Source organism: Thermosynechococcus sp. TG215, assembly GCF_031583455.1.
Taxonomy (GTDB): Bacteria; Cyanobacteriota; Cyanobacteriia; order Thermosynechococcales; family Thermosynechococcaceae; genus Thermosynechococcus.
In genome coordinates this window covers 2,363,692-2,377,832 of sequence record NZ_CP134178.1, presented here as the reverse complement: position 1 = coordinate 2,377,832, position 14,141 = coordinate 2,363,692, and the positions used below count along the sequence as shown (strand labels likewise).

The following is a 14,141-nucleotide window of genomic DNA, read 5'->3' as shown; positions in this document are numbered from 1 at the left end:
AAGTTAGGATCAGCAGGGTTTTATTTGGGAGCGCACTATGGCTGCTGTGTCACCCACGATGGCCTTGACCGTTACGAAAACCAGCAATTGGACAATTGAGGACAGCGAGCAGCTCTACCGCATTCAGGGCTGGGGCGAACCCTACTTTGGGATTAATGCTGCGGGTCATGTCACCGTCTCTCCCAAGGGCGATCGCGGTGGGTCATTGGATCTCTATGAATTGGTGCAGGCGCTCCAACAGCGCAACATTGGCCTCCCCCTGCTACTGCGGTTTTCCGATATCCTTGAGGATCGCATTGAGCGACTGAATGCCTGCTTTGCCCGCGCCATTGCCCGCTATGGCTATCAGGGAGCCTACAAGGGGGTCTTTCCCGTTAAGTGCAATCAACAACGCCACATCATTGAAGCCCTCGTGCGCTTTGGCCAGTCCCATCAGTTTGGCCTAGAGGCAGGATCAAAACCGGAATTGCTGATTGCCTTGGCCATGCTCAATACACCGGGGGCACTGCTAATCTGCAATGGCTATAAGGATCGCGGCTACATTGAAACGGCTATTCTGGCGCGTCGCCTTGGCCACACCCCGATCATTGTCCTTGAGCAGCCTGAAGAAGTCGCGGAAGTGATTGCTGTCAGTCAGGCTTTGGGCATTGAACCCATTGTGGGGGTACGGGCAAAACTGAGCACCCAGGGGGTAGGGCGTTGGGGCACTTCTGCGGGCGATCGCGCCAAGTTTGGTCTGACGGTGCCAGAGATTTTAACGGCAGTCGAACAACTGCGAGAAGCAGGAATGCTCAATTCCCTGCAACTGTTGCACTTTCACATTGGCTCGCAAATTTCTGCCATTAGCGTCATTAAGGATGCGATTCGTGAGGCGGGGCAAATTTATGGCGAGCTGGTGCGCCTCGGTGCCAATATGCAATACCTCGATGTGGGCGGCGGCTTGGGGGTGGACTACGACGGCTCCAAAACCAATTTCCATGCCTCGAAAAACTACAGCATGCAAAACTACGCCAGTGATGTCGTGGCCGGCATTAAGGACGCCTGTCGGCAGCGGGGCATTCCCGATCCCATTCTCATCAGTGAGAGTGGCCGCGCCATTGCCTCCCATCAATCGGTATTGATTTTCAATGTCTTGGGGGTCAGTGAAGTGCCCAAAATTACCCCCGAACCGGCCACGGAGGACGAGCACCTGATTATCCGCAACCTCTACGACACCTACCAAACGATTGATGAGAACAACTACCAAGAGGCCTACAACGACGCCCTGCAATTCAAGGGGGAGGCCATCAGTCTCTTTAACTTTGGCTACTTGAGTTTGCCAGAGCGGGCACGGGCAGAAAGTCTCTTTTGGGCCTGTTGTGCCAAAATCCTCGGCATTGCTCGCCAGCAGGAATATGTGCCCGACGATCTCGAAGATCTTGAGAAAATCATGGCTTCGATTTACTACATCAATCTGTCGGTGTTTCAGTCGGTGCCTGATAGCTGGGCGATCGATCAACTGTTTCCAATCATGCCAATCCACCGCCTCGATGAAGAACCCACAGAACGGGGCATCCTTGCAGATCTCACCTGCGACAGCGACGGCAAAATTGACCAATTTATTGACCTGCGGGATGTGAAATCGGTCTTGGAACTGCATCCCTTTCGCCCAAGGGAACCCTACTACCTTGGTCTCTTTCTCAACGGTGCCTATCAGGAAATCATGGGCAATCTCCACAATCTTTTTGGGGATACGAATGCCGTCCATATCCGTCTAACTCCCAAGGGTTATGAAATTGAGCACCTAGTGCGGGGCGATACAATGCAAGAAGTCCTCGGTTATGTGCAGTACCAAGGGGATGCCCTGTTAGAAAAAATTCGCCGTCGCACTGAGGCAGCGCTGGCAGAACAGCAAATTACATTGGCAGAAGCGCAGCACCTGCTAGAAAACTATGAGCGGAGTTTGCGCAGCTACACGTATCTATCCTCTTAGGGAAAGCGATGCTGGGAACATTTCAGTCAAGCCATTTGCGCATTGAGGTGCCGGCCACCGCAGACCAACTGCGGGAGTATTTGACGCAGCCAGCACAGTTACGGCAGTGGTTGTGGCCCCTACAGGTTCAGACGACGGGCGATCGCCTGCAAGTGGGGGATACCTTCACCAGTGAATTCCTGTGGTTAAAACTGGAACATCGCGTGGAACTACTCACAGCAGAGCGACTGGTATTGGTGCTGCGGCAGGCCATTGAGGGCTGGCAAGAATGGTCGTGGGGAGAGGGCTGGGTACAGTCCTGTATTGAGGGGGTAACACCGCTGCCTCTAGAGTTGGGGCAGACTTTCCTCCTATGGCGGTTGAAATCAGTGCTGAGTGAAACGGTAGCAAGCTGAGGGTCGAAGAACGTTGAAGCGATCGCGCCAATTGGGATGGATCTTATTCTTGAGTGCCCTGCTTCTCAGCAGTTGTGAGGGCAGTGGGCTACAAAGTTGGTTTGCTGCTGACCCCAATGCTGATCAATGGGCAGGGAAGGCACCCACGCCAGAACCGACGACAACGCTACCAGAGAATTTACGGTTTCCTAATGCGATGCTTGTAGCCAATCAGCCCCAAGCGGGGTCACCCCAGACGACGGAAACCCGCTGGCAAGCACCCGCGCCGGCGATCGCCATCCAGCAATTCTATAGCCAACAATTTCAACAGTCGGGCTGGCAACTGGTGGAGCAACAGGTAGCCGACAATACGATCACCCTCAAGGGGCGCAGTGCTGAACTGGAAGTGAGCGTCACCATCAACACGGTGCCAGAAAATAACCTGACAACCTTCACCGTGGCCTACACAGCCGTCAATAGCACCACGGCCACACCGTCTCCCCAGCCCACCCATTCCTCCCCCCAAACGTTCGCTGATCTAGAGGACGCCCCTGCCCCCCTACAGCCGGCCATTCGTGACTTGGCAGAACTGGGGGTTCTCAGCACCACGGGCGATCGCCTGCAACCCAATACCCCCATCAGTCGTGCTCAGTTTGTGCGTTGGTTGGTGACCACCTACAACCGCTTTTATGCCGATCGCCCCGCACGCCAAATCCGCTTGGGCAGCCGCAACGACACACCCATTTTCCAAGATGTGCTTCGTGATCATCCCGACTTTCCCTATATTCAGGGACTGGCGATGGCAGGATTTTTGCCCAGCCCCCTCACCGGCGATACTAGTACCCTCTTTCGCCCCAATGCTCCCCTTACTCGCGAAACGCTGTTGCAGTGGAAAGTGCCCCTCGATCAACAGGGGCGGCTCAGTCCCAGCACGATTGACCGCATTCAGCAAACATGGGGCTTCAAGGACAGTCAACGGATTGCTCCCCCCGCCATCAATGCCGTGGCCGCTGACTATCTCGCGGGGGATCTCTCAAACATTCGCCGCGTTTGGGGAGAAACCCTCTTGCTCCAGCCCCAAAAACCCGTCACCCACGCCGAAGCCGCAGCAGCCCTGTGGTATATCGGCAACGGGACCGAGGGACTCTCAGCAGCGATGGTGAAGCAAGCACCGCCCTCTGCCTCCTAGAACCTTGCTAGATTAGAAATCCGAGTCAATTGTTACGATTTGCTGAACTGATTGCTGCCTATGCCTTGGCCCTTATCCCGTGGTTACCATCGTCAAATTGCCCGCCTCGAAATTACGGGGGCGATCGCTGGGGGTACTCGCCGTCGTGTCCTCAAAGCCCTGAAAACCATTGAAGAACGGAGCTATCCGGCACTACTGGTGCGCATTGACAGTCCCGGCGGAACCGTGGGGGATTCCCAAGAAATCTATGCGGCCCTCAAGCGTTTGCAGTCGAAAATGAAAATCGTTGCCAGTTTTGGCAATATCTCTGCCTCTGGCGGGGTCTATATCGGTATGGGGGCACAGCACATCATGGCCAACCCCGGCACCATTACAGGCAGTATTGGCGTCATCCTGCGGGGCAACAATTTGCAACGGCTCCTCGACAAGGTGGGGGTCTCATTCAAGGTGATCAAGTCTGGCCCCTACAAGGACATTCTTGCTTTCGATCGCGACCTCACTGAGGAAGAAATCCGCATTCTCCAAGACCTCATTGACACCAGCTATCACCAATTTGTCCAAACCGTGGCCGAAGGCCGTAACCTCGATGTGGAAACGGTACGCAGTTTTGCCGATGGCCGTGTCTTTACCGGTGAACAGGCCCTTGCTCTCGGACTGGTGGATCGCTTGGGAACCGAGGAGGATGCCCGTCGCTGGCTGGCGGAATTGGCAGGACTTGACCCCGACAAAACCAAGGTGCAAACCATTGAAGAACCCAAGTCGCCCTTGGCTCGGCTGTTTCCGCGTCAGCAGGAACGATTCCCCTTTCCGTGGCAAGCGGGTCTCGACTGGTTGGAATTTGAAATGGCCACCAATGGACTTCCCCTATGGCTCTATCGCCCCTAAGCTGGATACAGTACCCTTGCGGATATCTTGATGGAGGAGCACACTGTGGGCTGGCGCGTCCGAGCAATTCGTGGAGCAACTACCGCCACTGAAAATTCAATTCCAGCAATCCGTGAGGCGGTTTTGGAACTCCTCGGCGAGATTGAGCGGCGCAATGCCCTCGATTTCTCGGAAGTGATTAGTGTGACCTTCTCTGTGACCCGTGACCTCGATCAAATCTTTCCGGCAGCGATCGCCCGGGAATGTCCCCATTGGCGCAACATTCCTCTCCTCGATGTTCAACAAATGCATGTGGAGGGAGGCTTACCCCGCTGTATCCGCTGCTTGATTTACTTCAACACCCCCAACCCCGATCAACCGATTTACCATGCCTACCTGCGCCATGCCCAGAGCCTCCGTCCCGATCTGGCAATGCACGGCGACTACCATCCCCTCCATCTGTCCTCTCATTCCCTAGGTTAACTATGACCGCTCTTGTCCGTGACTACATGACCCCCAACCCCTTTACCATTCGTGCCGATGCCCCGATTTCTGAGGCAGTTCGCCTGATGGAAGAAAAACAGGTGCGCGGCCTCCCCGTGGTGGATGATAAGGGCAAATTGGTGGGCTTGGTGTCTGAAGCTGACCTGATCGTGCGCGAAGCGCCTCTCGAGCCACCGTTGTACATTACGTTCCTCGGCAGCATCATTTACTTTGAGTCTCCAGAATCCTTTCATCAACACCTCAAGAAAACCCTTGGCCAACAGGTGCAGGATGTGATGACCCCTAACCCCCACACCATTGGAGTGGATGCCCCCATTGCCGAAGCGGCTCGCCTCATGGTGAATCACCACATTAGTCGCCTGCCGGTCTTGAATGCCCAAGGAGAATTGGTCGGCATTATTAGCCGTCATGATCTGTTGCGCGCCCTGCATACCCAAGAAACTTCTGCGTGACGTTTGTCAAATTGGCCTGACACTAACTTTCAAGATTGGTGACTTCCCATAGAATAACCACAGGTTCGCTCGCGATCGCCTGAGGGTTCTTTGATCATGACCGCTTCCCTTGATTTGATTTGGCAGCAGGCACGGCAGGGTCAAGCAGAGGCCATTGCCCATTTGATGAACCGCACGCTTCAGGCCAAGGGAGTGCGTGCCCTCGTTCGGCGACGGGGTGACTGTTTACAAATTATGTTTGAAGCGGCGCGATCGCTCCCTCCCCAAGTCTGCGTTCAGTTTGTTTGCCGAGGCCTCAAGCAATTGGCGCCCCAAGGCGTTCTACGTGTACGGCTCCATGCTCGGCTCCTTGGCGAAGAATGGCCAGAATGGACACAGACCGTTGACTTACAGGAGACCTTACCAGCGGCGCCGTCTGTGCAGGCAAGCTCAAATCCAACAACACCTGCCACCACGCCATCCCATCAAGCGGTCAGTGCTTTTGCCCTCAGTTTACTGGCGATCGCGGGCACGAGTGCCGTTGCCCTTACCCTGCAAAATCAACTCAGTGTCGATGCCCCGCCGAGTGCGGAACCCAGTCCAGCCATTACAACCCCTGAACCCGACGTTCCCCTTGTGCCCCCCCCACCCGCCCCGAGCGATCGCCGGCTGCGGATTAAGGCCGTTGGCGATATTGTCCTTGGCACCAATTTTCCGAGTAACCGCTTGCCTGCGGATCCACAAAAGCTCTTTGCCCAAGTGAAACCCTATCTTCAGGGGGCAGATCTCCTCTTTGGCAATTATGAAAGTACCCTCACCGATCATCCCCATCCCTTCAAAAACACCAGTAGTGGTCGTAGTTTTGCCTTTCGCTCACCGCCCAGCTATGCACAGGTGTTGCGCCAAGCTGGTTTCAATGTCCTCAACATTGCCAACAACCACAGCTACGACTTTCATGAGCAGGGATTTCGCGATACGATTCGCCACATCAACGCCGCTGGCATGACCGCCATTGGTGATCTCAATCAAATTACCTACCTCGAAGTCAATGGCCTGAAAACCGCATTTATTGGCTTTGCCACCTACTACGGCCAAAATCGCATTCAAGACCTCAAGGCCGGTGCCGCTCTTGTACAGAAGGCCAAGCAAAACGCTGATATTGTGGTTGTTAGTTTCCATGGTGGCGCCGAAGGCAGCGATCAAATTCACACCCGCGATCGCACCGAGTACTTTTATGGCGAAGACCGCGGCAATGTGGTTCAGTTTGCCCGCACCATGATTGATAACGGTGCCGATTTAATCTTAGGTCATGGCCCCCATGTCCCCCGTGCCCTTGAATTGTATAAAGGCCGCCTCATTGCCTATTCCCTAGGGAACTTTGTCGGCTATCAGACCCTGAGCAGTCACGGCACCCTTGGCAAGTCCTTAATCCTAGATGTTGAACTCGACGGTTCTGGCCGCTTCCTTCAAGGTAAAGTCATTCCTGTACGCCTCGATGCCAAGGGGATTCCCCACATTGATCAAAACTTTGCCAGTGTGCAACTGATTCGCCGTTTAACCCAAGCCGACTTTCCCAACACTCCCTTGCAGATTGAACGCCTCGGTGAAATTGTCAGCACCGATTCCCAATCCTAGTCTTCCTCTGGTCGGTGAGACAACTGTTGGTGCTCAATTTTGACCGGTAGAAACTTAGGAATTTGTGTAATAAGGGATTCGGCTATGGCATCGTTACATCCTTGATAAAGAGGCACTCTGCGAGGAGGCCCCGGCACATTAAGAGTGAAGTAAATCTTGAAATGATTCTGTTCCCAAGAACGGTCATGCCTGCCTTGTATCACTTCGACATATTTTTGGACAATCATTGCCTCTATATCGGGAAAGTCATATTCTCTGCGAAATTTGGTTTTCGGATTCTCCCATATAATCTTTCTTGTAGACCGATCAATGATTAATGTTTCCTTATATTTCAACAACTCTGACATACGAGGATAGTAGAATCGCTGATAAGAGACTGCTAAGAAGTTAACCGTCAAAGGCAAAGTCAAAATAGATATAATTGCACTCGGTAACCAATCACGGTTTCTATAGGTATACGTCTAGGTTTCTCGATTAGACTACAGGAATCTTGATAATCAGTCTTGTGCCGCTTTCATCGCACCACAATCTCCCCCACCCCATCCACCAACAGAGGAACCCCCATGATCCTCTAGGCTCCAAGAAGCGCAATATTTCCGTCGGTGACCACGTCGAACTATTTCCTCTTTGATTTCAATGTTACTCCCTGAGACGTATTCAACTAACATTTCATTTCGTTTATACAATCCCCAAAACCAATATTCTTTAACTCAGCACTGGGCAGTGGCGGTCATATCTTTCGTTTCAGTGCGCTGACAACTCAACTGTACTGAAAGGATGGGAGAAAAGTATAATTTTAAGAAGATGATTATCAAGCCAGCAAGCATCCATAAAAGAGCCATTTCATCAGCAACGGATGAACCTTCTAGCTTGATTTGAGATTCGTTTTTCTTTGCGATGTTCATTTTTAATAATTTATTAAATTTTGACAAAAATTCTCTATCTCATCCCTATCTAGCAGGGTAACAATTTCACCTTGGAGATGGCTTTTAGGTTTATAGACTAGTAAACAAAATTTAGTGGTTTTTCATTTTCAATTCCTATGAAAAGGGCTGTGCACTAACTTTCACAGCGTTGCGAGTGTGCGATACTTGTGGAAAGGGCTGTACTGCGATGCAAAGCTTCAACCAGTGAAAAAGCGAGTCACATTGACATTCCCTCGACGGACGATTCAAATGCCCGTCACCTATCGCCTAGCCAAGGACTTTAACATTGCTGCCAATATCATTCGCGCCCAAGTGGCACCTAACCAAGTGGGCAAACTGGTTCTAGAGTTGGCTGGGGACATTGATCAAATGGAGGCCGCCCTAGAATGGTTGCGGCAACAGAATATTGAGGTTTCCCTTGCCAGCCGTGAAATTGTGATTGATGAGCAGGCCTGTGTCCACTGTGGCCTCTGTACGGGGGTATGCCCCACTCAGGCGCTGACGCTGCATCCAGAGACGTTTCAACTCCAATTTACCCGCTCCCGTTGCATTGTCTGTGAGCAATGTGTGACCGCGTGTCCGATGGAGGCGATTCACACCAACTTTTAATTCAACTCCTCAACTCCTCCTCAAGGGTCACGTCTTGATAGATATCAGACAAGTGGCCTTGCCAAGCGATGCTCTTGAGTTCAACCGAATTTTGTGGCGGGGAATAGGCCTGCCAAACCCATAAGCCCGAGGTACTGCGACGAAAGGTCTCTAGCCGCTGCTGACGAGTATTGACCAGCACGTATTCCTCTAGCGTCTCAAGGCTTTGATAGTCAAGGAACTTATCGCCGCGATCAAAGGCCTCTGTTGAAGGAGAGAGCACCTCAATCACCAAGCAAGGAAAAGATTTATAGAGAGAGGTTTGCCGATCCCGTGGATCGCAGGTAACAAAAAGATCCGGATAGTAAAAGCAATTTCGCTGCTCCAGACGCACTTTCATATCTGAAATGTAGAGACGACAGCCCCGTTGGCGCACCGTTGGTCGTAGCAGAGTTGCCAAATTTAAGGCTAAGGTGACATGGGCATCGCTTGCCCCTGCCATTGCGTAGATCTGACCGTTGATGTATTCGTGCTTGACCCCACTTTGGGTTTCCCGTTGCAGATAGTCTTCAGGACTCAGTTGTGGCGAAGGTTGCGTGCTCATTGGCAGCCTAGAATAGCCAACGCTTATCTCGCTACTATTGATCCTAGGGTACGAAGAAAATTATGACCCAACAACACGGATATTGGGCACTGGCAACGCTGGCGGGGATGATGCTCCTGATTGCCCCGGCCAAGGGGGTGCCTGTGGTGGCACTGCCAGAAAGTTTTTATCGGGCGATCGCCAGCCAAGACTGGGCAACAGCGGTGCAAATTCTCGATCAGGTCATTCGTGCCCATCCCCAACAGGCGCCAGCCCTTACTAGCTATCGTCAAGAATTGGTGCGGCTGCAACAACTTCCCCGAACCCCTGCTCCGCCCATGGCAACAGTGATCACCCAGCCCAGTGGCATCGTACCGATTCTGCGGCGGCAGGGAGGAATTCCCGTTATCCCAGTGATGTTTAATCAACGGTTACGGTTTGAGATGCTAGTGGATTCAGGCGCCAGTATGACAGTGATTACGCGATCGATGGCACGCGCTTTAGGCATTACCCCCGCTCAAGTGGTGGATAATCGCCTGTTTCATACCGCGAATGGTCAAGTGGTGCTGCCAGTGGTCTATGTCCAATCCATCAGCGTCGGCGGTTTTCATCGGAAGCAAGTGCCCGTTGCTGTCGCTGGGCCTGAAATGACCATTGGCCTATTGGGGCAGGATTTTCTCCAGCACTTTGATGTCAGTTTGCGGCAAGATCATATTCAGTTGCAGCGTCGTCCTTAGGCAATGCCCATTCTCGCCCAAGCGGTCTTAGCCAGTCACAATGCCGGTAAAGTCAGAGAGTTTCAAGGCTGGTTACAGCCATGGATTGGGGAGTTGCTGCCCCTGCCAGCCACGCTTGAGATTGCTGAAACTGCGGATTCCTTTGTGGGCAACGCCTGTTTGAAGGCCACCACTGCTGCTCAGGAGCTGGGAACGTGGGCGATCGCCGACGACTCGGGGCTAGCCGTTCATGCCCTTGAGGGGGCACCGGGGATCTACTCGGCTCGCTACGGTGCGACGGATGCTGAGCGTATTGAGCGTCTATTACGGGAAATGGCCGGTGTCAGCGATCGCGCCGCTGAATTTATTTGTGTCATTGCCCTCGCGCGTCCCGATGGCACGATTGCCGTTACAACCGAAGGACGGTGTGCAGGCGAGATTTTAACGGCGCCCCGCGGTCGGGGGGGGTTTGGCTACGATCCTATCTTTTGGGTGCCCAGTCAGCAGCGTACCTTTGCCGAGATGAGTCCCACTGAAAAGCAACAGGTCAGTCATCGGGGTCAGGCATTGCAGCGGCTGCGGGAGTATTTGCAAACCTTTCATCCGTAGATTCACGGTTGTTGGCAGCAAGCTTTTTGTCCTACACTGACGCCAATAGTGTTCCTCAACCAACCTGTGGCCACTATGCAAGAACGGGTCTAGCGTCGCAAAGTTGCATTCAGCAATGCCCTTCATAGAAAGAAGTTCATAGGGAATATAATGAAAGGAAGGGGGCACGTCCCTTAGGCCCAGTGGCAGTCTTCTTGCCGTGATTCAAAGCAAAAACTATGGGCGATCGCGAATTAATAGACCAATTTATTAAAGACTTGATTCAGAAAAATTCGCGAATGCTCTCGAATCGGCACCTGCGCGTCGAAACCACCTTTGATGAAGTTCAGTTAATTTCCTACAAAGATGGCATTGTTGCTCGGGTGAAAACAGATGCCCCCACCCTTGCCATTGAAGTACGAGATGCCTCCCCCTATCGGCCTCTGATTCAAGAGGTAATGGTAGACTATGAGATCTTCCAAGTCGGCGTGGCTCAAACCCCCGGATGTTTACGTTACGAACATCGCACCGTTCCCGAAGGCTATGTGATCCAATACACCGAAGCGGGAGTGCTGTGGAAAGACCGCTGGGCACGGGGTAAGCGACGCGGCGCTCTGACAGGGGGTAACTCCCTTGGGATGGATGCGATGATTCTCTATCGGGGCACTTGGTATCCCATTCAAAGCGTCAATGCGGCCAATGGCTTTGTTGCCATTCGTACCTTGGGCGGGGAAGCCACCTACAGTGCCTCTGACTTTCTGGTATGGCTAAAAAAAGAGGAAAAAGACACCGCCGAGAGTCCCAGTCAGATCAGTGCCTACAAACGGGGAGAACGCATGGGAGACATTGACAGCGCCCCCACCCAAATCCTTGAGGCTACGGAAATTATGGCTGCCAAGGCCAGTGGCACCCCATCAACGCCAATTGCCTCCCCTGCTGGCGAACCGGAGAAGGAAGAAGATCACGCTGTCATTTTGCCGTCAGCGCCACCAGTACCTGCAGTTGCAGCAACAGTTTCAACCCCCTCTGAGCCTGCACAACCGGTTGAAGCCACCCAAGACCATCCAGCGGCCAACTACGAGCACGCCGTCGGCTATTCTCACCCCAACTATGACTACTTCCAAGGGTATCCAGCGGCCAACTACGAGCATTCCGTGGGCTATCCCCACCCCAACTACGACTATTCCCAAGGGTATCCAGCGGCCAACTACGAGCATTCTGTGGGCTATCCCCACCCCAACTATGACTATTCCCAAGGGTATCCAGCGGCCAACTACGAGCACTCCGTTGGCTATGCCCATCCCAGTTATGGTCAGCCCTACCCGCCCCAAACCTACCAGCACATTGATCCCAACATTCAGATGGCGCTGACGTATCTCCAATCCAGCTTGGCCTATCTGCTACAAGTGGAGCCAAAAAACGCCAATATCCATGCAGCCATTCGCGCTACCAGTATGGCGATTCAAAATCTCCTCACCCTTCTCAATGGTTAGCGGCTCTCGGCGAGGGGATGCAGGCGAAGGACACTTTGAATCATTGCCCAAGCGGTTTTAATCTCAGGCACACGAACTTCATCCCATTGGCCGGGTTGACAGTAAAGATAACGAATAAAGCGACGTTGCTTTGGCAAAGAAAAGGGAAGAAACTGCACACCAATCTCTAGAGCCGTGGCGTTTTTTCCTAACGCCACCATTCTTGACCACCGCAGTTGGATCGGTAAGCGCAAGTAGACCAAAGGGCTCGGCGCTAGAAAGTGCAGTTCCCCTCGGGGGTCATCTAACAACTCCGCCGGCAACCTATTGAGGCGTATTCGTGCCCCCTCCTCAGACAGGTCAACCGTTTGTCCGCCATAGCAGTTGTTCCCAACGATGAGTTCACAGGGTTCAGAACGCAGGAACCGCGGATGTCGTCGCTGCGGCACATCAATGGCCACCAGAGCACAGACCAAAATCAAGAGAAAGTTGTAGCTAGACCAGACCATGTTAATGGCCAAACTATCGGGATTGACCAGCGTCTCTTGCAAAGGCGAACTCCGCCAAATGAGACCAAACATCATCAGAGCGGCAATGATTAACAAGGGACGAATGACTGGCCAATTAACATTGATGCGATGGGGATCCACAATCCCCTTAGGCGTGACTTTGAAGGTTTTGCCCCTAGGACTGATCAGGGTGCGGATCACTGTGATAGCCATGGGAAAGGCAATGATGGTTTCATAAACATCGGACCAAAAGGCGGAGCGGCGGCCTTCGGTAAGCCAAGAAAAGGCCATGATATTGCCCAAATAGTAGGGACAGTAAAAGTACACTACCTCGTTAATTGTGGCGCGCAGCGGCGCCAGCCCAAACAGTAAAAAGGCCAAGGGCGCCAGCAAAAAAATAACGCGGGGAATCGAGAGCAGCCAATAGAGCACGCCAAGGCTATGGTAAAAACGCTGCAGGAAGTTGAGGTTAGGAATGGTAAAAAAGTTGTCCTTGAGAAACAGTATTTGCAGGGTACCTTGTCCCCACCGCAATCGCTGGTTAATATAGGCGCTGATGGTTTCTGGTGACATTCCTGCTGAGAGGGCTTCATTCAGATACTTGATCTGATAACCACGCCCCTGCAAATAGAGCGAGGTGAGGTAATCTTCGGTGATACTGTCGGTGGGGATACCGCCAATTTCATCGAGGGCACGGCGGCGAATCACAAAACAGGTGCCACAACACACAACGGCATTAAAGAAATCGCGGCTGGGCTGAATGAAGCGGAAAAACAGCGTCTGCTCGTTGTTGAGAATCCCCTCTAGCCCTAGATTCACAGTCACTGGATCCTCATTGAAAAAGTGTTGGGGGGTCTGTACCATTGCCGTTTTCGCATCTTGGAAAAAACCCACCGTGCGGGTGAGAAAGTTGCGACTCGGCACAAAGTCGGCATCAAAGACGGCAATCAACTCCCCCGTGAGCGTGGGCAGTGCATGGTTAATGTTGCCAGCTTTGGCATGGCGGTTGTCGGGGCGATCGCGATATTCACAGCCAAGTTCTGCTGCTAGGGCACGCACCGCCGGCCGGCGGGTGTCGTCCAGCAAGTAGATGCGCTTGTGGGGATAGTCCATGGCTTGGCAGGCAATGACTGAACGCCGCAAAATGTCCACCCCTTCGTTGTAGGTGGGCAGAATCACATCCACCCAAGGCAAATACTCCCCCCGAATCACAGCTTGGCTTAGGCGATCGGCCTCAGGGCTGCGGTCTTTGGAAAAGATACACAGGGCAAAAAAGCAAATGGTATTTGTTAGGGTCAGTAGTTCAGCGATAAATAACAGAATCGAAATCGTGCCATTGAGGGGATCATCTAGGTTGAGGCTGTTAAAAAAACGCCAGAGGATATACCGCAGTGCCAACAGGGTCAGCCCCAAACCCACAATTAAACGCGACCAAAAATTGGGCTTGGGGGAAATCTCCTTCAGGAAGAACGTAATGGCAATCCAGACTAGTGTGGGCAATAGGAGTGCTTGAAGCGTCGTGCCGTCAGCCCGCAGCAGCGCTTTCCCCTCGTGCCAAAGACCGACTAAGTTGGGTAGAAAGTTTTGCCAATCCAGTTGACTCAGCAGGACGGCCAGAAATGTGCCACTGCCCAACAGTAAAAGCCACAGATCAGGGCTAATACGTCGCGATCGCGCAGGTGCCTGTGGCGTAGGCGGCCTCGATGGCTGAGAAACCCTAGGGGATAGGTTGTTAGTTTCAAGTAGCTTCATGGGAACACAGTCAGTTGGGATGAAGCTCTACATCCTGT

At 52.9% G+C, this 14,141-nt stretch carries 13 protein-coding genes; 11 read left to right on the top strand and 2 right to left on the bottom strand.

All coding sequences use genetic code 11. The features are described from left to right. The first annotated feature begins 58 nt into the window (after positions 1 to 58). The 8 genes from speA to RHJ02_RS11605 all read left to right on the top strand — a co-directional run bounded on the left by speA (position 59) and on the right by RHJ02_RS11605 (position 8,504). On the top strand, positions 59 to 1,972 hold the full coding sequence (gene speA, locus RHJ02_RS11640; RefSeq protein ID WP_206201700.1) for a biosynthetic arginine decarboxylase: 1,914 nt from the start codon (positions 59 to 61) through the stop codon (positions 1,970 to 1,972). An 8-nt stretch (positions 1,973 to 1,980) separates the two neighbouring features. Next, positions 1,981 to 2,367: a hypothetical protein gene (locus RHJ02_RS11635; protein WP_302678360.1), complete on the top strand. Its 387-nt coding sequence runs from the start codon at positions 1,981 to 1,983 to the stop codon at positions 2,365 to 2,367. A gap of 49 nt (positions 2,368 to 2,416) precedes the next feature. After that, complete coding sequence (locus RHJ02_RS11630) at positions 2,417 to 3,535, top strand: S-layer homology domain-containing protein (protein ID WP_310744583.1); 1,119 nt, start codon at positions 2,417 to 2,419, stop codon at positions 3,533 to 3,535. A 60-nt stretch (positions 3,536 to 3,595) separates the two neighbouring features. Further along, entirely contained in the window at positions 3,596 to 4,420 is an 825-nt protein-coding gene (gene sppA / locus RHJ02_RS11625) for a signal peptide peptidase SppA (RefSeq protein ID WP_206200295.1), read from the top strand. Positions 4,421 to 4,450: 30 nt separating this feature from the next. Then, complete coding sequence (gene aroH, locus RHJ02_RS11620) at positions 4,451 to 4,882, top strand: chorismate mutase (protein ID WP_149819637.1); 432 nt, start codon at positions 4,451 to 4,453, stop codon at positions 4,880 to 4,882. 2 nt (positions 4,883 to 4,884) lie between these two features. Next, positions 4,885 to 5,355: a CBS domain-containing protein gene (locus RHJ02_RS11615; RefSeq protein WP_206200294.1), complete on the top strand. Its 471-nt coding sequence runs from the start codon at positions 4,885 to 4,887 to the stop codon at positions 5,353 to 5,355. Positions 5,356 to 5,451: 96 nt separating this feature from the next. Then, entirely contained in the window at positions 5,452 to 6,969 is a 1,518-nt protein-coding gene (locus RHJ02_RS11610) for a CapA family protein (protein ID WP_206200293.1), read from the top strand. Positions 6,970 to 8,099: 1,130 nt separating this feature from the next. Then, entirely contained in the window at positions 8,100 to 8,504 is a 405-nt protein-coding gene (locus RHJ02_RS11605) for an NIL domain-containing protein (RefSeq protein WP_206200291.1), read from the top strand. Position 8,505: 1 nt separating this feature from the next. On the opposite strand, the gene RHJ02_RS11600 is transcribed toward RHJ02_RS11605, so the two are convergent. Further along, a complete protein-coding gene (locus RHJ02_RS11600; protein WP_206200290.1) occupies positions 8,506 to 9,087 on the bottom strand; it encodes a Uma2 family endonuclease in 582 nt (193 codons plus the stop codon). A 62-nt stretch (positions 9,088 to 9,149) separates the two neighbouring features. Here RHJ02_RS11600 and RHJ02_RS11595 point away from each other — a divergent pair, with 62 nt between their 5' ends. The 3 genes from RHJ02_RS11595 to RHJ02_RS11585 all read left to right on the top strand — a co-directional run bounded on the left by RHJ02_RS11595 (position 9,150) and on the right by RHJ02_RS11585 (position 11,863). After that, positions 9,150 to 9,803 (top strand): TIGR02281 family clan AA aspartic protease, encoded by a 654-nt coding sequence (locus RHJ02_RS11595; RefSeq protein ID WP_206200289.1) that lies wholly within the window; start codon positions 9,150 to 9,152, stop codon positions 9,801 to 9,803. A 3-nt stretch (positions 9,804 to 9,806) separates the two neighbouring features. Next, entirely contained in the window at positions 9,807 to 10,391 is a 585-nt protein-coding gene (gene rdgB, locus RHJ02_RS11590; RefSeq protein WP_206200288.1) for an RdgB/HAM1 family non-canonical purine NTP pyrophosphatase, read from the top strand. Between the two features lie 218 nt (positions 10,392 to 10,609). Further along, the gene (locus RHJ02_RS11585) at positions 10,610 to 11,863 is read left to right on the top strand and encodes a hypothetical protein (RefSeq protein WP_206200287.1); all 1,254 of its coding nucleotides are present in this window, start codon (positions 10,610 to 10,612) and stop codon (positions 11,861 to 11,863) included. On the opposite strand, the gene RHJ02_RS11580 is transcribed toward RHJ02_RS11585, so the two are convergent. Next, the gene (locus RHJ02_RS11580; protein WP_310744580.1) at positions 11,860 to 14,103 is read right to left on the bottom strand and encodes a glycosyltransferase family 2 protein; all 2,244 of its coding nucleotides are present in this window, start codon (positions 14,101 to 14,103) and stop codon (positions 11,860 to 11,862) included. The two genes, RHJ02_RS11585 and RHJ02_RS11580, sit on opposite strands and share 4 nt — an antisense overlap. Positions 14,104 to 14,141 lie beyond the last annotated feature (38 nt).